This is a genomic window from Streptomyces sp. NPDC031274, from assembly GCF_055570235.1.
Map to the genome: position 1 here is coordinate 131,356 of NZ_JBVIHP010000025.1, position 25,007 is coordinate 156,362.

At 71.3% G+C, this 25,007-nt stretch carries 20 protein-coding genes, 1 rRNA gene and 1 pseudogene; 7 read left to right on the plus strand and 15 right to left on the minus strand.

Going from position 1 to position 25,007, the window contains the following annotated elements; translation table 11 throughout:
• Positions 1-12 precede the first annotated feature (12 nt).
• Positions 13-639 carry an NUDIX domain-containing protein gene (locus tag ACZ5CR_RS33295; RefSeq protein WP_468864390.1) on the minus strand — a complete coding sequence of 209 codons (627 nt, stop codon included), beginning with the start codon at positions 637-639 and terminating at the stop codon, positions 13-15.
• An 86-nt stretch (positions 640-725) separates the two neighbouring features.
• Positions 726-2,375 carry a CTP synthase gene (locus ACZ5CR_RS33300; RefSeq protein ID WP_389913584.1) on the minus strand — a complete coding sequence of 550 codons (1,650 nt, stop codon included), beginning with the start codon at positions 2,373-2,375 and terminating at the stop codon, positions 726-728.
• Between the two features lie 418 nt (positions 2,376-2,793).
• On the opposite strand from ACZ5CR_RS33300, the gene ACZ5CR_RS33305 reads away from it, so the two are divergent.
• Together ACZ5CR_RS33305 and ACZ5CR_RS33310 are read left to right on the plus strand one after the other, a co-directional pair.
• Positions 2,794-4,599, plus strand: coding sequence for a glycoside hydrolase family 15 protein (locus ACZ5CR_RS33305; protein ID WP_468864393.1), 1,806 nt, complete (start codon positions 2,794-2,796; stop codon positions 4,597-4,599).
• A gap of 198 nt (positions 4,600-4,797) precedes the next feature.
• Positions 4,798-6,435, plus strand: a complete 1,638-nt coding sequence (locus tag ACZ5CR_RS33310) for a PucR family transcriptional regulator (RefSeq protein ID WP_468864395.1) — start codon at positions 4,798-4,800, stop codon at positions 6,433-6,435.
• Positions 6,436-6,496: 61 nt separating this feature from the next.
• Here the strand turns inward: ACZ5CR_RS33310 and ACZ5CR_RS33315 are convergent, their stop codons facing one another.
• The 3 genes from ACZ5CR_RS33315 to recN all read right to left on the minus strand — a co-directional run bounded on the left by ACZ5CR_RS33315 (position 6,497) and on the right by recN (position 10,593).
• Positions 6,497-7,633, minus strand: coding sequence for a glycosyltransferase family 4 protein (locus ACZ5CR_RS33315; RefSeq protein ID WP_468864397.1), 1,137 nt, complete (start codon positions 7,631-7,633; stop codon positions 6,497-6,499).
• Positions 7,634-8,018: 385 nt separating this feature from the next.
• A complete protein-coding gene (locus ACZ5CR_RS33320) occupies positions 8,019-8,831 on the minus strand; it encodes a hypothetical protein (protein ID WP_468864399.1) in 813 nt (270 codons plus the stop codon).
• Positions 8,832-8,865: 34 nt separating this feature from the next.
• Positions 8,866-10,593 carry a DNA repair protein RecN gene (gene recN, locus ACZ5CR_RS33325; RefSeq protein ID WP_468864442.1) on the minus strand — a complete coding sequence of 576 codons (1,728 nt, stop codon included), beginning with the start codon at positions 10,591-10,593 and terminating at the stop codon, positions 8,866-8,868.
• A gap of 220 nt (positions 10,594-10,813) precedes the next feature.
• On the opposite strand from recN, the gene ACZ5CR_RS33330 reads away from it, so the two are divergent.
• The gene (locus ACZ5CR_RS33330; protein WP_468864401.1) at positions 10,814-12,163 is read left to right on the plus strand and encodes an FtsX-like permease family protein; all 1,350 of its coding nucleotides are present in this window, start codon (positions 10,814-10,816) and stop codon (positions 12,161-12,163) included.
• A 110-nt stretch (positions 12,164-12,273) separates the two neighbouring features.
• On the opposite strand, the gene ACZ5CR_RS33335 is transcribed toward ACZ5CR_RS33330, so the two are convergent.
• The 3 genes from ACZ5CR_RS33335 to ACZ5CR_RS33345 are packed head-to-tail and all read right to left on the minus strand — an operon-like array spanning position 12,274 to position 14,349.
• Positions 12,274-13,194, minus strand: coding sequence for an NAD kinase (locus ACZ5CR_RS33335; protein ID WP_468864403.1), 921 nt, complete (start codon positions 13,192-13,194; stop codon positions 12,274-12,276).
• On the minus strand, positions 13,191-14,006 hold the full coding sequence (locus tag ACZ5CR_RS33340; protein WP_468864405.1) for a TlyA family RNA methyltransferase: 816 nt from the start codon (positions 14,004-14,006) through the stop codon (positions 13,191-13,193). The genes ACZ5CR_RS33335 and ACZ5CR_RS33340 overlap by 4 nt, the downstream gene beginning before the upstream one ends.
• A gap of 7 nt (positions 14,007-14,013) precedes the next feature.
• Complete coding sequence (locus ACZ5CR_RS33345) at positions 14,014-14,349, minus strand: hypothetical protein (RefSeq protein ID WP_468864407.1); 336 nt, start codon at positions 14,347-14,349, stop codon at positions 14,014-14,016.
• A 42-nt stretch (positions 14,350-14,391) separates the two neighbouring features.
• Between ACZ5CR_RS33345 and ACZ5CR_RS33350 the strand changes: the two genes are divergently transcribed.
• Complete coding sequence (locus ACZ5CR_RS33350) at positions 14,392-14,739, plus strand: SCP2 sterol-binding domain-containing protein (RefSeq protein WP_468864408.1); 348 nt, start codon at positions 14,392-14,394, stop codon at positions 14,737-14,739.
• Here the strand turns inward: ACZ5CR_RS33350 and ACZ5CR_RS33355 are convergent.
• The 3 genes from ACZ5CR_RS33355 to ACZ5CR_RS33365 are packed head-to-tail and all read right to left on the minus strand — an operon-like array spanning position 14,723 to position 17,738.
• A complete protein-coding gene (locus ACZ5CR_RS33355) occupies positions 14,723-15,709 on the minus strand; it encodes an ABC transporter ATP-binding protein (protein ID WP_468864411.1) in 987 nt (328 codons plus the stop codon). The genes ACZ5CR_RS33350 and ACZ5CR_RS33355 overlap by 17 nt on opposite strands.
• Positions 15,670-16,698, minus strand: coding sequence for a FecCD family ABC transporter permease (locus tag ACZ5CR_RS33360; RefSeq protein WP_468864413.1), 1,029 nt, complete (start codon positions 16,696-16,698; stop codon positions 15,670-15,672). Before ACZ5CR_RS33360 ends, ACZ5CR_RS33355 begins: the two co-directional genes overlap by 40 nt.
• Entirely contained in the window at positions 16,695-17,738 is a 1,044-nt protein-coding gene (locus ACZ5CR_RS33365; RefSeq protein WP_468864416.1) for a FecCD family ABC transporter permease, read from the minus strand. The genes ACZ5CR_RS33360 and ACZ5CR_RS33365 overlap by 4 nt, the downstream gene beginning before the upstream one ends.
• Positions 17,739-18,022: 284 nt before the next feature.
• On the opposite strand from ACZ5CR_RS33365, the gene ACZ5CR_RS33370 reads away from it, so the two are divergent.
• Positions 18,023-19,027 carry an ABC transporter substrate-binding protein gene (locus ACZ5CR_RS33370; protein ID WP_468864418.1) on the plus strand — a complete coding sequence of 335 codons (1,005 nt, stop codon included), beginning with the start codon at positions 18,023-18,025 and terminating at the stop codon, positions 19,025-19,027.
• Positions 19,027-19,860 (plus strand): siderophore-interacting protein, encoded by an 834-nt coding sequence (locus tag ACZ5CR_RS33375; protein ID WP_468864421.1) that lies wholly within the window; start codon positions 19,027-19,029, stop codon positions 19,858-19,860. The genes ACZ5CR_RS33370 and ACZ5CR_RS33375 overlap by 1 nt, the downstream gene beginning before the upstream one ends.
• Before the next feature lie 133 nt (positions 19,861-19,993).
• Here ACZ5CR_RS33375 and ACZ5CR_RS33380 read toward each other — a convergent pair whose 3' ends face one another.
• Positions 19,994-21,022: an HAD hydrolase-like protein gene (locus ACZ5CR_RS33380; RefSeq protein ID WP_468864423.1), complete on the minus strand. Its 1,029-nt coding sequence runs from the start codon at positions 21,020-21,022 to the stop codon at positions 19,994-19,996.
• Between the two features lie 72 nt (positions 21,023-21,094).
• Here ACZ5CR_RS33380 and ACZ5CR_RS33385 point away from each other — a divergent pair, with 72 nt between their 5' ends.
• Positions 21,095-22,372: a DUF1015 domain-containing protein gene (locus tag ACZ5CR_RS33385; RefSeq protein ID WP_468864425.1), complete on the plus strand. Its 1,278-nt coding sequence runs from the start codon at positions 21,095-21,097 to the stop codon at positions 22,370-22,372.
• Positions 22,373-22,457: 85 nt separating this feature from the next.
• On the opposite strand, the gene ACZ5CR_RS33390 is transcribed toward ACZ5CR_RS33385, so the two are convergent.
• From ACZ5CR_RS33390 to rrf, 3 genes and pseudogenes are all read right to left on the minus strand, one after another.
• Complete coding sequence (locus ACZ5CR_RS33390) at positions 22,458-23,285, minus strand: tetratricopeptide repeat protein (RefSeq protein ID WP_468864444.1); 828 nt, start codon at positions 23,283-23,285, stop codon at positions 22,458-22,460.
• A gap of 228 nt (positions 23,286-23,513) precedes the next feature.
• A pseudogene (locus ACZ5CR_RS33395) lies at positions 23,514-24,554 on the minus strand (hypothetical protein); the annotation flags it as partial.
• Positions 24,555-24,679: 125 nt separating this feature from the next.
• Positions 24,680-24,796, minus strand: a 5S ribosomal RNA gene (gene rrf, locus ACZ5CR_RS33400).
• Positions 24,797-25,007 lie beyond the last annotated feature (211 nt).

Sequence of the window (25,007 nt, forward strand, 5' to 3'; positions counted from 1 at the left end):
CAACGGGCCCCCTCAGGCCTCGAAGGGACGCGCGGGCCAGGGCGCGTCCGCCGGGCGCAGCGCGTCGACTCCGTCGCCGCCGAGCGCGGCGGTCAGCGAAAGGGCGCCCACGACGAGGCAGTTGTTGTGCAGCTCACCGGCGAGCACACCGCGTACGAGCTCTTCGAGCGGTACGCGCGCCAGCTCCATGTCGGCCTCCTCCTCGGAGACCTCGAAGCGCTCGCCGTCGGCCTCGGAGAGATCCCGGGCGAGGAAGACGCGCACGGCCTCGTCGCAGCCGCCGGGGGTGGTGTAGACGTCGGTCAGGACGCGCCAGTCCTCGGCCTTGACGTGCGCCTCTTCGTAGAGCTCGCGCTGGGCGGCGTGCAGGGGGTTCTCGCCGGGGATGTCGAGCAGCCCGGCCGGGATCTCCCAGAGCTTCTGGCGGACGGGGTGGCGGTACTGGCGCAGGACCAGGACGCGTCCCGCGTCGTCCAGAGCCAGCACGGCGACCGATCCGGGGTGCACCTGGTAGTCACGGTGGACCACGGTGCCGTCGGGCATGACCACGTCGTCGGTGCGGACGGAGGTCTTGTTCCCCACGAAGGGCGTCTGGACCGCCGTGACCTGCCACTCCTCGGCGGTGTCCTTGATCGTCATGTCGCCCTGTCCTCCCACACGTGCAAACAGAAACCGGGGTACGCGCCTCGTAAGGCCCGTACCCCGGCAACCGTATCTCTCTTGCGTTACTTGCTCGTCTTGCGCTCCACGGCGGCCTTCACCAGGCCCGCGAAGAGCGGGTGCGGGCGGGTCGGGCGCGAGCGCAGCTCCGGGTGCGCCTGGGTGGCGACCAGGTAGGGGTGGACCTCGCGGGGGTACTCGACGTACTCGACGAGCTTGCCGTCCGGGGACGTGCCGGAGAAGAGGATGCCGGCCTTCTTCTCGAGCTCGGCGCGGTAGGAGTTGTTCACCTCGTAGCGGTGACGGTGGCGCTCCTCGACGTACTCCTTGCCGTCGTACACCTCACGGGCGATGGAGCCGTCGGCGAGCTTCGCGGGGTACATGCCCAGGCGCATCGTTCCTCCCATGTCGCCCTCGCCCGCGACGATGTCCAGCTGCTCCGCCATGGTCGAGATGACCGGGTGGGCGGTCGCGGCGTCGAACTCCGTGGAGTTGGCGTCGGGGATGTCCGCGAGGTTGCGGGCCGCCTCGACGACGATGCACTGCAGGCCGAGGCAGATGCCGAGCAGCGGCACCTTGTTCTCGCGGGCGTACTGGATGGCGCTGACCTTGCCGTTGACGCCGCGCTCGCCGAAGCCGCCGGGGATCAGGATCGCGTCGACGTCGCCGAGCTGCTTGGCGGCGCCCGCCGGGGTCTTGCAGTCGTCGGACGTGACCCACTTGACCTTGACGCGGGCGCGGTTGGCGAAGCCGCCCGCGCGCAGGGCCTCGGTCACCGAGAGGTAGGCGTCGGGCAGGTCGATGTACTTGCCGACGAGCGCGATGGTGACCTCGTGGTCCGGGTTGTGCACCCGGTCGAGGAGGTCCTCCCACTGGGTCCAGTTCACGTCACGGAACGGGAGGTCCAGCTTCCGGACCACGTAGGCGTCGAGGCCCTCGGTGTGCAGGACCTTCGGGATGTCGTAGATCGACGGCGCGTCCTTGCAGGCCACGACCGCGTCCTCGTCGACGTCGCACATCAGCGAGATCTTGCGCTTGATGGCGGTCGGCACGTCGCGGTCGGCGCGCAGCACGATGGCGTCCGGCTGGATACCGATGTTGCGCAGGGCCGCGACCGAGTGCTGGGTCGGCTTGGTCTTCAGCTCACCGGACGGGCCGATGTAGGGAAGCAGCGAGATGTGCACGACGAAGACGTTGTCGCGGCCGACCTCGTGGCGGACCTGACGGACGGTCTCGAGGAACGGCAGGGACTCGATGTCGCCGACCGTGCCGCCGACCTCCGTGATGACCACGTCGACGTCGTCGGTGGCCATGCGGCGGATGCGGTGCTTGATCTCGTTCGTGATGTGCGGGATGACCTGGACGGTGTCGCCGAGGTACTCGCCGCGCCGCTCCTTGGCGATGACCTGCGAGTAGACCTGGCCGGTGGTGACGTTGGCCGTGCCGTCGAGGTCGACGTCCAGGAAGCGCTCGTAGTGGCCGATGTCCAGGTCGGTCTCGGCGCCGTCGTTCGTGACGAACACCTCTCCGTGCTGGAAGGGGTTCATCGTGCCGGGGTCGACGTTCAGGTACGGGTCGAGCTTCTGCATGGTGACCCGGAGGCCCCTGGCCTTGAGCAGCGCGCCGAGGCTGGAAGCCGTCAGTCCCTTGCCGAGGGAGGAGGCGACACCCCCGGTGACGAAGATGTGCTTGGTCGTCGTGGATTTGGGCTGCATGGCCAAGAGGGGCTCCCGTGGTCGCGGTCTGGAGGGTGCGTACCGGCGTCCGTCCAAAGGGTTCTGGAGGAGGTGCCGTCGCTGCGGTTCGGGGGTTCTATGACCACCGGCTCACGGGCTACCAGGGTATCAGCGACGAAGGGAGGCTGCTTCCGGCCACGCTCGATCACTCGCGTCACAACTCCCTCACCTGGTGCTCACCCGTTCGGCGCAGCCTCGTTGCCGGGAGCGGCGCGCAGATCACCTGCGTGCGTCGTATCCTGCTCGGACACTCACTGCCGAGCCGGACCGATCAACGGCAACCACCCCCCGCCCGTTCCCCGGAACAAGAGGCTCGTGCAGTTCGTTTTACAGCGAAGCCTTGACCGTAGAGCGAGCGCCCCGAGAGGGCGACGTGGCCGTTTGACTGGAGTTGCACGTGGCCGGGCGCATCGAGGATTACGCACTCATCGGAGACATGCAGACCGCCGCCCTGGTCTGCCGGGACGGCACAGTCGACTGGCTGTGCCTGCCCCGCTTCGACTCGCACGCCGTCTTCGCCGGATTGCTCGGCACTGAGGAGCACGGATTCTGGCGTCTGGGGCCTGCTCACAGCCCCGACGCGCAGCCGCCGACAGCCGCGCGGCGCACGTACCGCGGCGATTCACTGATTCTGGAATCCGAGTGGGACACCCCGCGCGGCACGGTCCGCGTGACCGATTTCATGCCGCCGCGCGACACGGACGCCCCGCAGCTCGTGCGGATCGTCGAGGGCGTCAGCGGCCGGGTGCCGATGCGCTCCGCCCTGCGGATGCGCTTCAGTTACGGCCGTGTGGTGCCCTGGGTGCACAAGGTCGACGGGCGCACGGTGGCCGTCGCGGGGCCCGACTCGGTGTGGCTCGACACGTCGGCCGAGACGTTCGGCAAGGACCTCACGACGTATTCGGACTTCACGGTCGCGCCGGGTGAGCGGATCGCGTTCACCATCTCGTGGCAGCCCTCGCACAAGGAGCCGCCCGCGCTGCCCGAGCCCGAGAACGCCCTCCTGGCCACGCAGGACTTCTGGCGCGAGTGGGTCGAGCACTGCACGTACCACGGCCCGTACCGCGAGTCCGTGGTCCGCTCGCTGATCACGCTGAAGGCCCTGACGTACGCCCCGACGGGCGGCATCGTCGCGGCGCCCACGACGTCACTGCCCGAGGACATCGGCGGCTCCCGCAACTGGGACTACCGCTACACCTGGCTGCGCGACGCCGCCATCACGCTCTCCTCGCTCCTGCGCACCGGATACCGCGAGGAGGCCGGTGCCTGGCGCGAGTGGCTCCTGCGGGCGGTGGCGGGCGACCCCGAGAACCTGCAGATCATGTACGGCATCGCGGGCGAACGTGAGCTCGGCGAGGCGGAGCTGGACTGGCTGCCGGGGTATGAGGGCTCGACCCCGGTCCGAGCGGGCAACGGAGCCGCGCACCAGCTCCAGCTCGATGTGTACGGCGAGGTCACCGAGGCGCTGCACCTGGCGCACATGACGGGCCTCGCCCGCAGCGACTACGCCTCGCTGCTCCAGCTCAAGCTGATCCGCTACCTGGAGTCGAACTGGGACCAGCCGGACGAGGGCATCTGGGAGGTGCGCGGCCCGCGCCGCCACTTCGTGCACTCCAAGGTGATGTGCTGGGTCGCCGTCGACCGCACGATCAAGCTCATCGAGTCCGGAGACGCGGACGGCCCCCTGGAGAAGTGGCGCGAGCTGCGCGACGACATCCACCGGGACGTCTGCGAGAAGGGCTACGACAAGGAGCGGAACACGTTCACGCAGTCGTACGGCTCCAAGGAGCTGGACGCCTCGCTGCTTCTCATCCCGCAGATGGGCTTCCTGCCGCCCGACGACAAGCGCGTCATCGGCACGATCGAGGCGATCCAGCGGGAGCTCTCGACGCCGGACGGCTTCATCCTGCGCTATCCGACGACCGGCGACGACGCGGGCGTGGACGGGCTCGAAGGTGACGAAGGTGCCTTCCTCGCCTGTTCGTTCTGGATGGCGGACGACCTGGCGATGATCGGCCGGGTCGACGAGGCCCGCAAGCTCTTCGAGAAGCTGCTCGCGCTCCGCAACGACCTGGGGCTGCTCGCCGAGGAGTGGGATCCGCGGTTGCAGCGCCAGGTGGGCAACTTCCCGCAGGCGTTCAGCCATGTGCCGCTGATCGACACCGCGCTGCGGTTGACGGCCAGCGGGGCGTACGGCGGCTAGCCGGGCTCCTCAGACCGGATCGGATCGGACGGCGACGGGTTGCCCGTCGCCGTCCGTTTTCCTGTTCGGGATTCATGTTCGGGATTCATGTTCGGGTCATGTCTGGGGCGACGGGTTGTCGGGATATGAGCGGAACAGATCACTCCCGTAACCGGTCGGAGATGTTCCCGGGGCGTATGCGCAGGTAGCGTCCGCCCCATGGAAAGTCAGGGCACGCAGGGCACTCAGGGCGGCATCACCGTGCAGCGGGCCCTGGAACTTCCGGGTCTTCGCGGCGGGCTCCCGGAAGTGGTCGCGGGCGCGGAACGGCTGCAGCGCACGGTGCGGTGGGTGCACGCGGGCGAGGTGCCGAACATCGCCTCGCTCCTCAAGGGCGGCGAGCTGCTCCTGACCACGGGCCTCGGCCTCGGCGCACGCCCCGCCGAACAGCGCGTCTTCGTGCGCAAGCTCGCCGAGCGCGGCATCGCGGCACTGGTCGTCGAGCTGGGCCCGCGCTTCACGCGGCTCCCCGCGGCGATAGTGGAGACGGCGCGCGCGGCGGGCCTTCCGCTGGTGCAGCTGCACCGCGAGGTGCCCTTCGTCACGGTCACGGAGGAAGTCCACACCGAGATCGTCAACGGCCACTACGCGCTGCTCCAGCGCGCCGAGGAGGTCCACCGGCGCTGCACCCAGGCGCTGCTCGGCGGAGGCGGCGTCCCCCAAGTCCTGAACGTCCTCGCGGACTTCAGCGGCAACCCGGTGTTCCTGGAGACGGCGGACGGGCAGCTTCTGTACGCCGCCGGAGCGGGAACCGAGTGCGCCGATCCTCTTCAGGTGTGGGAGGGGCTTCGGGGTCAGCACAAGGAAGGGCCGCCCGCGGGCGCGGTGCTCGTCGACGTGCCGGGCGGTGGGCCCGGCTCCGGCTCGGTGCGCGCCAGGCTGGTGCTGCTCGCCGTGGAGTCCGCGCTGCTTCCGGTGCACCGGATCGCGGCGGAGCGGGCCGCGGGGTCGCTCGCGGTGGTCCTGATGCAGGCCCGGCAGGAGGAGGAGCTCGCCGCACGCGGCCGGGGAGACTTCCTGACCGATCTGGCGGAGGGGCGGATCCTGGCCGACGACGCGCCCGCCCAGGCGCGGGTGCTCGGCTTCAAGCCCGGCGAGAGCCCGCTGCTCCCGGTCGTGATGAGACTCGCGGACGGTCTTGCGCCCGGCGGCGGCTGGGCCGTGCTCGCGCGGGCGGTGGCGGAGGAGCTCGCGGCGGTGGGGGTGCCGGTGCTGCTCGGCGTACGGCCGGTCGAGGGGCGCGTCCCGCTGCTCCTCGGGCTCCGTTCCGAATCCGAACGCGCCGCGGTGGCCGACCGGGTCGCCACGGCGCTGCGGGCAGGGGTCGAACGGGCGGGGATGCAGCGGGCAGGGGCACTGCCGCCGGTCGTGGTGGTGGGGGTCGCGGGCGGCTGGGCGGCGGCTTCGGCGGGGCTGCGGCACGCCGCGGAGACGGCGACGGCCGCGCAGGGCCTTGTCGACCGACCCTGGTACGACGCGCGACGCCTGGACATCGACCTGCTCCTTTGGCGCCTGCACAATTACGACGACTCGGCGCTCGCGGCGTTCGTGGACCGCGCGATCGGCCCCCTCCGCACCCATGACCGGCGCTCGAAGCCACCACTCCTTCCCACCCTGCAGACGTATCTGGCCCATGCGGGACGCAAGGCGGAGACGGCGCGCGAACTGCACCTGAACCGTCAGACGCTCTACAACCGCCTGGCCAGAATCAGTGAACTCCTCGGTACCGACCTGGACGACCCGCAGACGGTGCTCGCGCTGAGCCTGGCCCTGCGGGCGCGCAGGCATGTGGCGTAGGGGGAGGCGTGTGGCGTAGGGGAGGCATGTGGCATCGGGGCCGCGGGCCTCGGCCTGCGGGCTACAGGGTGAGCGGCTGCGTCAACTCGTCGTAGACACTCAGCACTTGCGCGACCGTCTCGTCCTCGGTCGGCCATGTCGCCGCCTGGGCCGTGCCCTTGTCCTTGAACTTCTCCCTGAGCGCGGGGTCGGCGAGGAGGCGTGCGACGGCGGTGGCCAGGGCCTCGGCGTCCCCGTACCGGACGAGGGTGGCCGCGTCGCCGACGAGTTCGGGGATGCCGCCGACAGCGGTCGCGACGAGCGGCACGCGCGCGTGCAGGGCTTCCTGGGCGAGTACGGAGCGGGACTCCCAGCTGCTGGGCAGGACCACGAGGTCGGCCGCGGCGAGCATCTCGGGGACGTCGTCGCGCCGCCCGACGAGCCGGACCGGAAGGCCTTCGTTCTCGATACGACGCTGCAGAGCGCCGCGCTCGGGCCCTTCACCGGCGATGACGAGGAGCGGCAGGGGGTCGAGGTGACGCCACGCGCGGGCGGCCTCCAGAAGGAGGTCGTAGCCCCGCTGCCGTTCGAGCGTGCCGACCGTGACGATCAACGGCCGGTCGACGGCGCCGATCTCGGCGCGGGCCTTGTGGCGTGACCCGTCGGGCTCCTCGCCCGCACCGGCCGCCGCGCGGGGCGCGGGGAGCGTGACGGGGGCGAGACGGGCGTCTCGCGCGCCCCTGCTGCGGGCGCGGTCGACGAGGTCGGACGAGGTGCCCAGGACCACGGCGGCGGCCTTGGCGACGCGCCGCTCCAGCAGGTGCAGGAGGCGGGCGCGCGCTCCTTCCGCCTCTGCGCGGGTGTGCCAGGTGACGACGAGGGGAATGCGGCGGCCGGTGAGCGCGAGGGCGGCACGCAGTGCGGCGTGCAGCCCGTGCGCGTGCACGAGATCGGCGTCGGCACAGGCGAGGCGGAGCGAGGCGACGGACGCGGGATCGCTGCTGCGGGGTACGTGGACGTGCCGGGCGCCGGTGCCCGTCAGGTCGTAGGCCTTGGCCGCCTCGGCGGGGGCGCAGACCGTGACCCGCACGCCCCGCGCGGCGAGGCCCGCGGCGAGCGACCTCACGTGGGCGCTGCTGCCCGCGCTGCCACCGCCCAGTACTTGCACGGTGTGCAGCGAGGTCTGACCTTGCGGTGAGTGGCTGCTCACGTGGCTCACGTAGCCGGGGCTCCTGGGTCGGCGTCGGGGGGCTGCGCCAAGGATGCCAGTCCGTACGGACGTTCCGGCACCACCGAAAGGTCTCTTCCGTGTCTGGGCGGGCAACTCCCTGACACGGATCACCCACACGGGTGAGGACGACGGGGTTTCAGCGCCGCTGATGGCCTGCGGCCCCCAGCATCTTTGCAGCGGGGATATGCCGGAGGGAAGGCTTTCAGAGGCTCGGCGTGGCTCGGGGCCCGGGATAGGGCGGGAATCGGACGCCCCTCCCTGGGATTGGGCCACAGGCCGCCGCCTACGGTCTTGAACCCGCCTCTCGCCTGCTGCCTGCGCACTCCATGGGGCAAGCGACGGCTCAGGACGCGGCTCTCGAAACGCCGGCCGATCACTCGGCAGCGGACCGAGAGCCTTCAGAAACGGCCCGAGCCCGTCCCCCCGCGACCGCGCTGACCCTCTCGCCGTACGCGGCGGCCGTCACCAGACCCGCCGCGTGGACGGCAAGACCCACGCGGCCGTTGCCCGCGACGATGGCGGCACCGAGTACCGCGCCCAGGGCGTGCGCTCCCGCGTCGCCGATCATGGCCTGTTCCCCGAAGTCCTCCGGGAACACGGCTGCCGCGGCCCCCACGGAGGCGGCGGAGAGGACCCCGGCGGTGCCCTTGCGCAGCAGCCCGGGCGCCCCAAGGGCGAGCACCGCACCCGCGGCCTTCCCCGGGCGTACGTCCACGAGGTTGACGAAGTGGGCGGTGCCCGCGATCACGACGCCCGCGAGGAGCTTGTCCACCGGCCGCTCCTTGAGCAGCGCACCGGCGGCGAGGCCCGCCGCGGAGATCCCGAACAACTTCACGGCCCCACTGGTGACTTCACCGCCCCGCAACGCGCTCAGGTGGGCACGGAAGCCCCGGCGCGGATCTCCCTCCCCCGCCACGTCGTCGTACGCCCCGCAGGCCCCCGCGGCGAGCACGGAGAGCGCGGCGGCGCCCCGGGCCCTGGCGGGCAGAGCCAGGGTCCCGGCCGCCGCACCGAGAGCGGCGGCGGGCCCGGCGTACAACTCCAGTGCGCGGCCCGCGTAGTTCCTCCGCTGCCAGCGGTCGGGACCGCCGGGGGCACGTGAGCGCAGCGCGGTGGTGGCCGCGCGGGTGACGACGGCTGCGGCGAGGAGGGCGGTGAGGCGGCGGGCGGGCTTGCGGTCGATCATGCGGCCCAGCCTAGAGCCGGGGCACGGCAGAGCCTTACCCGTCCCCCCGAGCCGTCGCCAACAGCTCCTCCGCGTGCGCCCGCGCGGTCTCCGAGTCCTCCTGACCCGCCAGCATCCGGGACAGCTCCCGCACCCGGTCCTCGCCCTCGAGAACGAGCACGCCGGACCGCGTCACCGACCCGTCGTTGGTCTTCTCGACAAGCAGCTGGCGGTCGGCGAACGCCGCCACCTGAGGCAAGTGCGTCACGACCACGACCTGCGCCGACTTGGCGAGCCTGGCGAGCCTGCGGCCGATCTCGACCGCGGCCTTGCCGCCGACGCCCGCGTCGACCTCGTCGAAGAGGTACGTCGGAACGGGGTCCGTGCCCGCGAAGACGACCTCGACGGCCAGCATCACGCGCGACAGTTCACCGCCGGACGCGCCCTTGGCGATCGGCCGCGGCGGGGCTCCCGGATGCGGGGCGAGGAGGAGTTCCACCTCGTCGACGCCCGACGGGCCGTACGCGACGAGGCGTCCGTCGACCGGCACACCGTCCGCGCCGTCGGGCACCTCCGTACTGCTGATGTCGATCGTCACGCGCGCGTGCGGCATCGCGAGCGAGGACAGCTCTTCGGTGACGGCCGCCGCGAACCGCGAAGCGGCCTCCTTGCGCGCGTCGGTCAACGCCTGCGCGAGTCCGGCCAGTTCTCCTCTGAGCGCGTCCCGCTCGGCGGTCAGCTCGTCGAGGCGGTCGTCGTCGCCCTCGAGTTCGGTGAGCCGTGTGGCCCCCTCCTCGGCCCAGGCGAGCACGGAATCGATGTCGGAGCCGTACTTCCGGGTCAGCTGGGTGAGCGCGGCCCGCCGCTCCTCCACCGCCGCGAGGCGCAGCGGATCGGCGTCGAGGTCGTCGGCGTATCCCGCGAGCTCCCCCGCCACGTCGCCGAGCAGAATCCCGATCTCGCCGATCCGCTCGGCGAGAGCGGCAAGGGCGGGGTCGTGGGAACGCACCGCCTCAAGAGCCCGGTGGGCGCCCGCCACCAGCGTCGTGGCGTCGACACCCTCCGGGTCCTCGGGGATGCCCGCGAGGGCGGCGTGCGCGGACGTGGCGGCGGAGGCGAGGGCCTCCGCGTGGCCGAGCCGCTCGGCCTCGGCGGCCAGTTCGGTGTCCTCGCCCTCGCGCGGCTCGACACCCGCGACCTCTTCGAGGCCGAAGCGCAGCAGATCTGCTTCCTGGGCCCGTTCACGCGCCCGCGTGGTGATCTCGTCGACCTCGGTCGTCACGGCCCGCAGTCTGCGGTACGCCGCCGTGTACTTGGCAAGGGGCACGGTGACCGCGTCTCCCGCGTACCGGTCGAGCGCCCCGCGCTGCCGGCCCGGCTTGAGCAGCCCCTGCTGGTCCGTCTGTCCGTGCACCGCCACGAGGTCGTCGGCGAGTTCGGCGAGCAGCCCCACCGGGACCGACCGCCCGCCGAGATGCGCGCGGGATCTCCCCTCCGCCGAGACGGTACGGCTGATGAGCAACGCCCCGTCGTCGAGTTCGGCGCCCGCTTCCTCCGCCCGCACGGCGGCCGAGGCGTCCGCGGGCATGCTGATCCGCCCCTCCACCACCGCCGCCTTGGCGCCGATCCGCACCAGGGCGGGATCCGCGCGTCCGCCGAGCAACAGGCCGAGGCTGGTGACCACCATCGTCTTGCCCGCACCGGTCTCGCCGGTCACCGCGGTGAACCCCGGCGACAGCTCGACCACCGCGTCGTCGATGACTCCGAGCGACCGTATCCGCATCTCCTCCAACACGGACACGACCTTACGAGGTCATGGGCCAGGTGTGCGACGGGCCCTGGCTCCCTTCCACCTTCCTTCCACGAAGGCGCAGGTGGCAAAGGCGGACCGAACGGACGCTGTCACCCGCAGGAGGTGGGATCTCAGGGTGGGGATTACCCCACCACGATCTTCCTGACAGCCTCCTGTCGCACAGGTGCCCCAGCACCCCACCCTGATCCCTATGGGAACGGGACTGGCACAGGCGGCGCTGCGCGCGCACCGCCCGGCGTTCGTGGGCACGGCCGTGGCCGCGCTCTTCGCGGCGACGGTGGTGAGCGCGTCGACGATGATGCTCGGCGCGACGGGCACGGACGGACTCTCCGCACGGGCACGCGAGCAGATCACCGAGAACGGCGTCGGCGACATGGCCGTCGTTCTGCTCATCGGATCTATCTACATGTCGATATTCGTGGTCGCATCGACGATGGGCACGGCCGTCACGCAGCAGCACCGCGAGCTGGCCATGGTGCGCTCCATCGGCGCCACACCCCGCCAGGTCCGCCGCGCGGTGGCCGTGCAGGCCCTCGCCGCGTCCCTACCGGCCGCGCTCGCGGGCTTCGTCCTCGGCGGCTTCGTGGCCCGGTGGTGGCATGCGGGCATGATCGCGCACGGTCTGCTCCCCGCCGAGGCGCACTTCCGGTTCGGCTGGGTCGCCCTGCCGGTGTGCCTGGGCGTGGCCGTGGTGACGACGACGCTCGCCGCGCTCCTCTCCGCGCTGCGGTTCTCGCTGCTCCGCCCGGCCCGCGCCCTGAGCGAGGCGGCGACCGGACGGCGGGGGCTCGGCATACTCCGGGCGCCGCTCGGCCTGGTCGCGGTCGCGGGGGCGTGCGTGGTCTCGGTCCTGCTGTCCGAGCAGCCCGCGGACGAGGCGGGCGAGGGGGCGTTCCTCGTCCTGATCCTCTTCTGCGTCGGCGCGGGGCTGCTCGGCCCGCGGATCATCGGGCCCGCGGCCTGGCTGGTCTCCGCGCTGGTGGGCCGGTTCGGCGGCAGCGCACGCCTGGCGATGCTCAACATCCGCTCGCAGCCACGCCGTTTCTCCGCCGCGGTCGTGCCGCTCGTCCTGGTCGTCGGGTTCGGCCTGACCAAGATCGGCATGCGCACCACGGCGCGGCACCACACGGGGTCGGCGGGCAGCGCGGGCGAGGTCTGGCTCGACTACGTGGGCACGGGTCTGTACGCGGGTTTCGCCGCGATCGCCGCGGCGAACACCCTCGCCATGATCTCTTTTGAGCGCCGCCGCGACATGGCCCTGCTGCGCGTGATCGGCAGCCGGCGCGCCCAACTGCGGGCCATGGCGGCCTGGGAGGCCGTGGTCGTCGCCGGCACCGCGCTGCTGCTCGGCACGGCGATCGCGCTCGGCACGCTCGCGCCGATCCTCAGCACGGCCTTCGGCTCGCCGGTCCCCTACCTCCCATGGGCCGTACCGACGGGGATCACGGCGGGCACCTTGCTGCTCACGCTGCTGGCCACGGGGCTTCCGGTACGCGCGGTCATGCGGAAGCGGGCCATCTCCGTGGTCTGCTCCACGTAGCCGGGAAAGGCCGTGCCCCGTGAAGGGCGCGGGGAGCTGCGCGACCGGCCACCGGCGACCCGCGGTGTCCGCACCACGCAGCCCACACCAACCGCGCCTCCAACGGAACGCTAGTGAGGCGCCCCGCGCCATCCGGACACCGGCAGCGCGAACTTGGCCACGAGCCGGTCGGTGAACGACGCGTGATGCAGCCGCGCGAGGCGTACCGGCACCCCGCCCCTGCGCACCTCGACCCGGGCCCCCGGCGGCAGCTCCACGGTCCGCCGCCCGTCGCACCACAGCACCCCGTGCGACGTGTGCTGCTGGACCTCGACAGCGAGCACCGAGTCCGGCGAGGTCACCAGGGGCTTGGCGAACAGGGCATGGGCGCTGATCGGCACCATCAGAAGCGCCTCCACCTCCGGCCACACCACGGGCCCGCCCGCGGAGAAGGCGTACGCGGTGGAGCCGGTCGGCGTCGCGCACACGATGCCGTCGCAGCCGAAGCCGGTGACCGGACGCCCGTCGATCTCCAGGATGACCTCGAGCATCAGCTCGGCCGACATCTTCTGCACGGCCGCTTCGTTCAGCGCCCAGTCGCGGTGCACGACATCGCCGTTGCTGTGGACGATGACGTCGATGGTCATCCGCTCCTCGACCTCGTACGCCTTCGTCACCACCCGGTCGACGACCTTGTCGAGGTCGTCGCGCTCGGCCTCGGCGAGGAAGCCCACGCGCCCCAGGTTCACGCCGAGCATCGGCACCCCGGAGGCCCGGGCGAACTCGGCGCCGCGCAGCAGCGTGCCGTCGCCGCCGAGGACGACGAGCAGTTCACAGCCGTCGAGGCACTGGGGGGTGGCCTCCTTCACCGTGCCGACCTCGGGCGGCAGCGGCAGATCGGCCGCCTCCGCCTCGAGGACCCGTACGCCGATGCCGCTGCGCAGCAGCCCCTGGACGACGAGTTCGGCACTGCGGATGGCGGCAGGCCGTCCGGTGTGCGCGAGCAGGAAAACGGTACGAGCTCGGGTCTGGGTCTCTCGGGTCTCAGTCAACGGGGCCCCTCCGCCACGGCACGGTCAACGTCCGCCGGGTCGAGTTCGGGCGCCCCGGCACGCAGCCACAGAAAGTACTCGACATTTCCGGAAGGTCCGGGCAGCGGGCTCGCAGTCACGCCACGCACACCGAGCCCGAGCCCCCACGCTTGGCGCGCCACACCCCGCACGGCGTCGGCCCGCAGTTCCACGCTGCGCACCACACCGCCGGTGCCCAGGCGCTCCTTGCCCACCTCGAACTGCGGCTTGACCATCAGGACCAGGTCGGCGTCCGGGGCGGCACACCGCACGAGGGCAGGAAGGACCAGGCCGAGCGGGATGAACGAGAGGTCGCCGACGACCAGATCGACAGGGGTGTCGTCGATGGCGTCCAGCGTCAACTCGCGTACGTTCGTACGGTCCTTGACGGTGACCCGCTCGTCGCTCTGCAGCGACCAGGCGAGCTGGCCGTACCCGACGTCCACGGCGACGACGCCCGAGGCGCCGGCTCGCAGCAGCACATCGGTGAAGCCGCCGGTGGACGCGCCCGCGTCGAGCGCGCGCCGCCCTTCGACGACCAGGCCCCGCGGCACGAACGCGGCGAACGCGCCCGCCAGCTTGTGGCCGCCGCGCGAGACATAGTCGGGGTCGCTGTCGTCGGTCGCGACCACGATGGCGGCCGCGGTCTCCACCTGCGTCGCGGGCTTCGTCGCGGTGTTCTTGTCGACGGTCACCCGGCCGGCGGCGATCAGCTGACTGGCGTGCTCGCGCGAGCGCGCCAGCTTGCGTCGGACCAGTTCGGCGTCGAGGCGGCGGCGTGCCACTCCTGCCACGTTCTGTTCAGCTCCTGTTGTACGGGGGTGAGTGCGGGGACGGAGCCGAGGGCGTCCCCATGGGTGAGGGCGCCGGCGGCCCGGGGCGTGCGTCGAGCGCGGTCAGCGCGTCTCGCAGTCCCCGGTGTACATCCTCGTACACCTCGATGTGGCCGTCCGTGGCGAGGTGGTCGGCGTCGCCGAGACGCCCCAGAAGGCCGTCGACCTCGGCGTCACCGGTCGGGACACGCTCCACCCCGAGGGGCGCGGGCCCGACGGGGTCGTACGTCTCCGCCTCCGCCGCGGCTGCCGCGGCCCCGGGCTCCACCGGCTCGGGCTCGGGGCCCGGCATCGAGTCGCTCATGCCCCGACGCTACCCCGAAGCGCTGCGGTACCGTCGATCACGATGGCGACGATCGAAGAGTGCCGCACGGCGCTCGACAAACTCTCGGACAACCTGGCGGGCGCCGAAGGCGGCGCACGCGGCGCTGCCGCGCTCGACCGCTCGCTGAGCTGCCGCATCACCGATCTCGACGTGACCTTCACGGGCCGCCTCCAGAACGGCCGGATCACGGTGCTCGACACCTACGCGGGCGCCCCTCGCGAGAAGGCGGAGATCCGCCTCGCCATGTCCGGCGACGATCTGGTGGCGATGGTGGACGGCGATCTGAACTTCGCGAAGGCCTGGGCCTCCGGCCGGGTCAAGCTGGAGGCGGGCCTGCGCGACATGCTCCGCCTCAGGTCGCTGCTTTAGCCCCGGCACGGCCGGTCGCCACCGCCCCGGCCGTGCTCTTGGCACGCACCCGCCGCGACGCGGGCACCACCAGCGGCGTCCCGGTCTCCGGGTCGTCGATGATCTGGCAGTCCATCCCGAAGGTGTCCCGTACGAGCTCCGTCGTGACGATGTCGGACGGCGCGCCCTCGGCGACGACCTCGCCCTCGCGCAGGGCGATGAGGTGGGTGGCGTAGCGCGCCGCGTGGTTGAGGTCGTGCAGGACGGCGACCAGCGTGCGGCCCTGTTCCTCGTGCAGGTCGGCGCAGAGGTCGAGGACGTCGATCTGGTGCTGGATGTCGAGGAACGTCGTCGGCTCGTCCAGGAGCAGCAGCGGAGTCTGCTGCGCGAGCGCCATCGCGATCCAGACGCGCTGGCGCTGACCGCCGGAGAGTTCGTCGACATAGCGATCGGCCAGTTCGGCGACACCGGTCGACGCCATCGACTCGCCCACGATCCGCTCGTCGTCCGCCGACCACTGGCGCAGGAGCCCTTGGTGCGGATAGCGCCCGCGCGCGACCAGGTCGCCCACCGTGATCCCGTCGGGCGCGATGGAGGACTGCGGGAGCAGGCCGAGCGTCCGCGCCACCTTCTTCGCGGGCATCGACTGGATGACGTTCCCGTCGAGCAGGACGCGGCCCGCCGAGGGCTTGAGCATCCTGGACAGGGCGCGCAGCAGGGTGGATTTGCCGCAGGCGTTCGGGCCGACGATCACCGTGAAGGAGTTGTCGGGGATCTCGACGGACAACTTCTCGGCGATGACGCGCTGGTCGTAGCCAAGGGTCACGCCGTCCGCGATGAGCCGGTTCACTGCGGCACGCTCCTGCCTGTCGGTGCTCTCAGAGGTGTTCGTGGAGAAGTCAGAGGTATCAGAGGTGTCAGAGGTGGCCGCATCCACGGTGACGCGCGCCTTCATATCCGCCCCGCCTTGCGCTCGATGACGAGGAGCCACAGCAGATAGATGCCGCCGAGTACGCCCGTGACCACGCCGACGGGCAGTTGATCGGCGGCGAAGGCCCGCTGTGAGGCCCAGTCCGCGACGATGAGGAGGGTGGCGCCCATGAACATCGCGGGCAGCAGGTTCGGCCCCGGCGAGCGGGTGAGCCGCCTGGCGAGCTGCGGCGCGGTGAGCGCGACGAAGCTGACGGGGCCCGCCGCCGCGGTGGCGGCGGCGGTGAGCAGCACGGCCGCGCCCATCAGGACGATGCGGGTGCGCTCGACGGGCACGCCGAGCGCGTACCCGACGTCGTCGCCCATCTCCAGCATCCGCAGCGGACGTGCGTATGTCATGACGAGCGGCACGAGGATCGCGCAGAGGATGAGCAGGGGCCAGACCTGGTCCCAGTCCCGGCCGTTGAGGGAGCCGGTCATCCAGACGACGGCGCGCGCGGCGTCGACGATGTCCGCCTTGGTGAGCAGATAGCCGTTGACGGCGGTGACGAAGGCGGAGACGCCGATGCCGACCAGGACGAACCGGAAGCCGTGCACGCCCCGTTTCCAGGCGAGCACATAGATCGCGAAACCGGTGACCAGACCGCCCACGAGCGCGCCACCGGCGACCTGCACCGCGCTGCCCTGGAAGAGGACGATCATGGTGAGCGCGCCCGCGGTGGAGCCCTGGCCGAGGCCGAGGATGTCCGGACTGCCCAGCGGATTGCGCGAGATGGACTGGAAGATCGCGCCGCCGAGCCCGAGCGCGGCCCCCACGAGGAGGCCGACGAGGACCCGCGGAAGGCGCAGGTCGTTGATGATGAACTCCTGCCCGGCGTCTCCGTTGCCGAGCAGGGTGCGGATGACGTCGGCGGTGGGGATGGGGAAGTCGCCGGTGCCGATCAGGACGACGCTCGCGGCGAGCGCGGCCACGATGAGCACGGCGACGACCACGGCCGTGCGGACGTCGAGTCGGAGGCTGAGCCCGCCCCGGGTGCGTATCGCCTTCACAGCTGAGCCAGCCTCCGCCGTCGTACGAGAAAGATGAAGACCGGAGCGCCGATCAACGCGGTGATGATGCCGACCTGCAGCTCCGCGGGCCTGGCGACGACGCGCCCGACGACGTCGGCGCCGAGCAGAAGGACCGGCGAGAGGATCGCCGCGTACGGCAGGATCCAGCGCATGTCGGGCCCGGTGAAGGAGCGCACGACGTGCGGCACCATCAGGCCGACGAACATGATGGGCCCGCAGGCCGCGGTCGCCGCCCCGCAGAGCAGCGTCGCGGCGGCCATGGACAGGGCGCGGGTGCGGTTCAGGTGGGCGCCGAGCGCGCGGGCGGTGTCGTCGCCCATCGCCATGGCGTTGAGCGGCCGGGCGAGGCCCAGGGCGAGCACGATGCCGATCACGAAGAAGGGCAGGACCTGCATGATGGTCTCGTTCTTGGCCGAGGCCAGGGAACCGACCGTCCAGAAGCGCATCTTGTTGAGCGCGGCGTTGTCCGTGATCATCACGGCCTGCAGATAGCCGTAGAGCGCGGCGCTCAGCGCGGTTCCGGCGAGTGCGAGCCGTACGGGGGTGGCGTTACGGGTCCCGCCGAGGGCATAGACGGCGGCGCCGACCACTGCCGCTCCGCAGAAGGCGAACCACACATAGCCGCTCAGCGAGGTGACGCCGAAGAAGCTGATGGCGGTGACGACGGCGGCCGACGCGCCGAGGTTGATGCCGAGCAGCCCCGGGTCGGCCAGCGGATTGCGCGTCAGCGCCTGCAGGACGGCTCCGGCGAGACCGAGGGCCACGCCGACGAGCACTCCGAGCAGCGTCCGCGAGAGCCGCTCCTGGACGACGACATCGCCGTACGTCCCGGTCTCCTGGAAGAGGCCGTGCCAGACCTGGTCGAGGGACATCTGCTTGGCACCGACCGCGATGCTCGCCACGACGACGAGCAGCAGCACACAGACCGAGACAAGGAGCCCGGCGGTGCGTATCGCGCGGCGGTTGGGAGGCGCGGGGGCGTTCTCCGCGCCGGCTTCGGGGGGACTGTCGACCAACACCAGGTTAGGTTAGCCTACCCTCGCAGCCGACTTCGACGAGAGAAGCACCACCTATGCGCGCCCGCCGCCCGATATCTCCCGCTCCGACCCGTCACGGTGTGCCCGGCGCGAGCGGGGCCCTCGGCATCGGCGGACCTCTGACAGCATGCGGCGGCGACGCAGATGACGCAACGTCGAGCACGGGCATGTCGAGCACGGGCATGTCGAGCACGGGTATCACGGGCGTATCGAGCACGGGTATATCGAGCACGGGTATATCGAGTACAGGCGTAACGAGCACGGGCATGTCCCGCCGCGGCCTGCTCGCCTCCGGCGGGGCCCTCGGACTCGGCGCCCTGCTCGCCGCCTGCGGAAGCGGCGAGAAGTCCGAGAAGGACTCGGGCGCGATGCCGGGCGCGGGGCCCTGGAGCTTCAAGGACGACCGCGGCAAGACCGCCAAGGTCGACCACACACCGAAGAACATCGTCGCCTTCATCAGCACCGCCGCCGCCCTGCACGACTACGGCGTCGCATGCACCGGAACCTTCGGCCCCTCCAAGCCGGTGGACGGCAGGCCCAACCCCCAGGCCGGCGATCTCGATGTCGACAAACTGACAAGCCTGGGCGAGTCCTGGGGCCAGTTCAACATCGAGAAGTACGCGGGCCTGGGGCCCGACCTCCTGATCAGCAACATGTTCCCGCCGCCCGCCCTCTGGTTCGTCCCCGAGGAAAGCGTCAAGAAGATCGAGGCGCTCGCGCCCACCGTCGGCATCAAGGGCGCCCGCACCTCGCTCCTGGACCCGCTGAAGCGCTACACCGAACTCGCGGAGTCACTCGGCGCGGACCTCGGGACGGAGAAGGTACGGGCCGCCAAGGCCCGTTTCGACAAGGCCGAACGGACGCTGCGCAAGGCGGCGAAGGCCAACCGCGGCCTGAAAGTCCTCGCGATGACCGGCGACGCCGACCAGATGTACGTCGCCGTGCCGGACTCCTACTGCGACCTCAACTACTTCAAGGATCTCGGCGTCGAGTTCGTCGAGGGCGAGAAGAGCGACGAGTGGGGCTTCTGGGAGTTCCTCAGCTGGGAGAACGTCGACAAGTACGACGCCGACCTCATCATGATCGACAACCGCACGAGCGCCATGCCGCCCAAGGAACTCGCGAAGAAACCCACCTGGGCGCTGCTCCCCGCCGTCAAGGCCGGCCAGACCGTGCCGTGGTCCATGGAGGAGCGCTACAGCTACGCCGGTTACGCCCCCGTGCTCGAACAACTCGCCACCGCGATAGAGAAGTCGAAGAGGCTCACCTGATGACTGCGTCCCCCTACCACTTCTTCGATGTCCACGTGCTGCGCACCGAGTTCGTCACCCCCGCCATGATCCGCGTGGCCCTCGGCGGCGACGGCCTGGCGGGGATGGCGTCGGCGGGCCGCGACCAGCGCATCAAGGTGTTCCTGCCGCATCCGGGGCAGGACGCCCCCGTCATGCCGGACACGACGGGCGAGAACGCGGCCAACTGGTACGCCGACTGGTGCGCCCTCGATCCCGACGTCCGGGGCATCATGCGTACCTACACCACACGTGAACTGCGCCGCGACCCCGACGAACTGATCGTCGACTTCGCGGTCCACGGCCCCGCTCCCTCGCCCTTCGACGGCCCGGCCACCAGCTGGGCACGCAGCGCTCAGCCCGGCGCCCGGATCGGCGTGCTCGCCCCGGTCGAGGAGGAGAACGGCGCGTACGAGTTCAGGCCGCCGCAGGACACCGACTGGGTCCTCCTGGCCGCCGACGAATCGGCGCTCCCGGCGATCGCGGCCATCCTGGAGACGCTCCCGCCCGCGACGCCGACCCGCGTGTGGATCGAGGTCCACGACCTGGCGGACAAGCAGGAGCTGCCGACGAAGGCCGACGCCGAGATCACCTGGCTCACCGAGGAAGGCGCGACACCGTCGGCGATCCAGTCCGCGGAGCTGCCATCGGGCACCCCGTACGCCTTTGTCGCGGGCGAGTCGGCAACCGTCAAGACGGTCCGCCGCCACTTGGTCCGCGACCGCGACTTCGACCGCAAGCGGATCTGCTTCTCCGGCTACTGGCGCAAGGGCACCACCACGGACGAACTGATCGACCGCAACGAGACGGCCTGACCCTCCCCTATCCCTTACTGCCTCCCCTGCGCCTGCCCCCGGGCGAAGCCCCGTCGGCCCGTCGGCCGGGACTTCGCCCGGGGGGCAGCCGTCAGAACAGCCACACGGCTCTCCCCCCCTCCACCCCCCGCTGCTACACCCCCAGCCGCGCCAACGCCTTCTCCCCGTCCAGCGCGCACTTCCCGTCCCCCGCCTGAGTCCACGCCGCCGCGCACAGCGCCCGCAACCCGTCCAGCGCCTCGCCCTCGCCGTCGAGCACCAGCTCGTGCCCCCGCGCCGACGCCGTCCACCCACCGCAGCCGAAGCCGCCATCGGCCGGGGTCACTTCGGGCTGCCCGGTCAGCATGCCGCGCAGGTCCGCGTCCACGTACGTAGGCCGGTGCTCGGGCGGGGCCGCGAGGAGCTGGGCGCCGTCCGTGACCCCGGTCAGAACGAGCAGCGAGTCCACCTCTCCGTTGAACGCGCCCTCGATGTCCGTGTCGAGCCGGTCCCCCACGACCAACGGCCGCTCGGCGCCCGTCCGCAGGATCGTCTCGCGGTGCATCGGAGGCAGCGGCTTGCCCGCCACCTGCGGCTCCGCGCCCGTCGCGATGCGTACGACCTCGACCGCCGCGCCATTGCCCGGCGCGATGCCCCGCGCACTCGGAATCGTCAGGTCGGTGTTGGACGCGAACCACGGCAGTCCGCGCGCGATCCCGTAACAGGCCTCGGCGAACCGCCCCCATGCCATGTCGGGACCGCCGTACCCCTGCACGACCGCCACGGGACCGTCGTCCGCCGACTCGACAGGCTCGAGCCCCCGCTCCCGCAGCGCGACCCGCAGCCCCTCCCCGCCGATCACAAGCACCCGCGCGCCCGCGGGCACCTGCTCGCTCACCAGGCGCGCCGCCGCCTGCGCGGACGTGATGACGTCCGATGCCCCGGTGGGGATGCCGAGCTCACTCAGATGCTCGGCCACCGCGTCCGGCGTGCGCAGCGCGTTGTTCGTGACGTACGCGAGATGCATGCCCCCCGCGCGGGCGGTCCCGAGCGAATCGACGGCGTGCGCGATGGCGTGCCCACCCGCGTACACCACCCCGTCCAGGTCGAGCAGCGCGGTGTCATACGCCTCACTCAGCACATTTCGGCTGCCCGCGGGCCGTGTCCTGACGGTCTGGCTCATTACGCATCGCTCCTCGATCGATCCCACTCCCCCGATCATCGCTCATGCCACTGACACACATACGATGCAGCAATGAACACAGCGGGTCATACCGACGACCAAGGCCTCGACCTGATCCCGTTCCGAGGCGTGCGCTACGTCCCCGAGCAGGTCGGCAGCCTCGCCGCCGTGACGTCTCCCCCGTACGACGTGGTCGTACGGCCCGACGGCCTGCTCCACCTCGAGTCCGCCGACCCGCACAACATCGTCCGGCTGATCCTCCCGCAGGCCACCACACCGGCGGCCCGCAACGAACAGGCAGCGCAGACCCTGCGGGCCTGGCTCTCCCAGGGCATCCTGGCGCCCGACCCGGAGCCCAGCCTCTATGTCTACGAGCAGCGCGACGCCGACATCCTGCAGCGCGGCGTCATCGGCGCCCTGCGCCTCTCCGAGGCCGAGGACGGCATCGTCCTGCCCCACGAAGGCGTCATGCAGCACGTCGTGGAGGACCGCGCGGGCCTGATGCGCGCGACGAGCGCCAACCTCGAACCGCTGCTCCTGACCTACCGCTCGAACGGCGACGCCACGGGCGCAACGGCCGTCGTCGAGCGCACCGTGGACACCGAGCCTCTCCTGTCGACGACCACGGAGGACGGCTTCAGTCACCGCTTGTGGGCGGTCACCGACCCCGCCGATCTCGCCGAGATCCAGTCAGATCTCCTCCGCCATCAGGCCCTGATCGCGGACGGACACCACCGCTGGGCGACCACCCTCCGACTGCGCTCGGAGCACCCGTCACCCAGCCCTTGGGACTACGGCCTGGTCCTCCTGGTGGACACCGCGCGCTACCCCCTGCGGGTCCGCTCCATCCACCGCTACCTGCACCGGCTCCCGGTCCCGGACGCCCTCGCGGCCCTCACGGACTCCTTCCGCATACGCACCGTCGAAGGCTCCCTGCCGCGCGCCCTCGAAGCATTGGCCGAAGCCGCGGCGGAAGGCAACGCGTTCCTCCTCGCGGGTGACGGCGGTTTCCACCTCATCGACCGCCCGTCCCCGGACCTCCTGGCCCGTACGATCCCCGCCGACCTGCCCGAGGCCTGGCGCACCCTGGACGCGACGGTCCTGCACTCCACGCTCCTCGACCACATCTGGCAGATCCCGGACGCGCCGGAGCACATCGCGTACATCCACGACACCGCGGCGACCGTGGAGAAGGCGGAGCGCGACGGCGGCACGGCCGTCCTGATGCACCCGGTCCGCGAAGAAGTCGTACGCGATCTGGCCCGCCAGGGGGTCACGATGCCCCGCAAGTCCACGTCCTTCGGCCCCAAGCCGGCATCGGGCCTGGTCCTGCGCGACCTGGACTTCTGAACCTCCGCAGCGCGCATACGAGAACGGGCGGGCCCCCTGAGGGGATCCCGCCCGTTCTGTGCGGCCAGGTGACTAGCCGACCAGGTCAGCGCCCAGACTTACCGCTGTCCTCGTCCTCGTCCTCGTCCTCGTCGTCCTCGTCGTCCTCATCCTCGTCGTCGTCCTCATCCTCGTCCTCCTGGACGGGGGTGACGTCGGCGACCACGGGCTCCGAGACCGGCACCTCGGCATCGTTCTGAAGCACGTCGACGAACTCGACACCGTCCAGCTCGGCGAGGCGGTCCGACGCGTCGGTGCTGCCGTCCTTGTCGGACTCGACGACCTTCGCGAACCACTCGCGCGCCTCGTCCTCACGACCGGCGGCGAGCAGCGCGTCGGCGTACGCGTAACGCAGCCGCGCGGTCCACGGCTGGACGGAGTTCGACGCCAGCTCGGGACCCTGCAGGGTGACGATGGCGGCATCGGTCTGGCCCAGGTCCTGACGCGCACCGGCGGCGACGAGACGCATCTCGACCTGGCCCGGCTTGTCCAGCTTCTGCACCTCGGGCGCACCGGCCATGTCCAGCGCCTTCTCGGGCCGGCCAAGACCGCGCTCGCAGTCCGCCATGACGGGCCAGAGCTCGACAGTGCCGGTCATCCGCCGGGCGGCCCGGAACTCGCCGAGCGCCTCGTTGTAATTCTGAGTCGCGTACGCGGCGAAGCCCGCGGCCTCTCGTACGGCGGCGACACGCGACGCGAGCCGCAGCGCGATCCGCGCGTAGGCGTACGCCTGCTCGGGGTCGTCGTCGATGAGGTTGGCGACCATCACCAGGTTCCTGGCGACGTCCTCAGCGAGCCCCTTGGGAAGGCTCTGCAGCTCCTGCTGTACGTCCTTGTCGATCTCGCGGCCCGTGACGTCGTCCGGGATCGGCAGCCGCTTGATGGGCTCGCGGTCACGGTCGTCACGCCCGCGGTAGCCACCACGGTCGCCGCCACGGTCGTCACGCCGGTCATCGCGCCCACGGAACCCGCCGGGCCGCCCGCCACGGCTGTCGTCACGCCGCGGCCCACGCTCATCGCGCCCGCCGCGGTAGCCTCCACGGTCGCCACCACCGCCACGGTTGTCGTCGCGACGGAAACCACCACGGTCACCGCCACCGGCACCGCCACGGTTGTCATCACGGCGGAAGCCACCACGGTCACCGCCACCGCTACCGCCACGGTTGTCATCACGCCGGTCGTCGCGACGGTCATCACGGCGGTCGTCACGACGGAAGCCGCCGCGGTTGTCACCGCCGCGGTCGCCGCCACGGTTGTCGTCACGGCGGTCATCGCGCCGGAACCCCGGACGATCCCCGTCACGACGGAACCCGGGACGGTCGCCGCCACCACGGTTGTCGTCACGGCGGAAGCCACCACGGTCACCACCGCCACCGCCGCGGTTGTCATCACGGCGGTCATCGCGCCGGAAGGGCGGACGGTCGCCATCGCGTCGGTCGTCACGGCGCGGAGCACCGGAGGTCGAACGGTCGTCGCGGCGGAACGGAGGACGATCCCCACCGCCACTGCGGTCGTCACGGCGCGGGGCGCCAGAGGTCGAACGGTCATCACGGCGGAACGGAAGACGATCCCCACCGCCACCACGGTCATCGCGCCCGCGGTAGCCGCCACCGCCACCGCCCCGGTTGTCATCGCGGCGGAAGCCGCCACGGTCACCGCTGCCACCACGGTTGTCGTCACGGCGGAACTGGGGGCGGTCACCGCCGCCACGGTTGTCGTCACGACGGAAGCCGCCACGGTCACCGCCACCGCTACCGCCACGGTTGTCGTCACGGCGGAACTGGGGGCGGTCACCGCCACCACGGTTGTCGTCACGGCGGTCGTCACGGCGCGGAGCGCCGGAAGTCGAGCGGTCATCGCGGCGGAAGCCGCCACGGTCGCCGCTGCCGCCACGGTTGTCGTCACGGCGGAACCCACCGCGCTCACCACCGCGGTCGTTGTCACGACGCGGAGCACTCCGGTCGCGGTCGTCACGGCGGGGGCCACCGGAGGTGGGGCGTTCGTCGCGGCGGAACGGAGGACGCCCACCGCCACTGCGGTCGTTGTCGCGACGCGGTGCGCCGCCACGGTTTCCGCCCCGGTCGCCACCGTCCCGGCTTCGCTGGCCGCGCTCCGGTCGCTCGTCGGGAGAGTTGGTGGACATCGGTGACTCCTAGTCTTCGGTACCGCAGTCATTCTTGCGCAGCCGGGTAGCCGGCGCGCTTCGACAAAACAAAAAGGACCCCTGGTCCCAGCGTGGACGCTGGGACCAGGGGTCCTCCAAAGATTGTTCGGCGGCGTCCTACTCTCCCACAGGGTCCCCCCTGCAGTACCATCGGCGCTATGAGGCTTAGCTTCCGGGTTCGGAATGTAACCGGGCGTTTCCCTCATGCTATGACCACCGAAACCCTATGAAATATCCCGCCGCAAAGCGGGATCTCAAACAGGGCAGCGAACAAGCACACTCTTCAATTAAGTGGTGTAGCTGTTCAGCCGACACAACTGTTCGTTGTTTCAGAACTAACACAGTGGACGCGAGCAACTGAGGACAAGCCCTCGGCCTATTAGTACCAGTCACCTCCACCCGTTACCGGGCTTCCAGATCTGGCCTATCAAC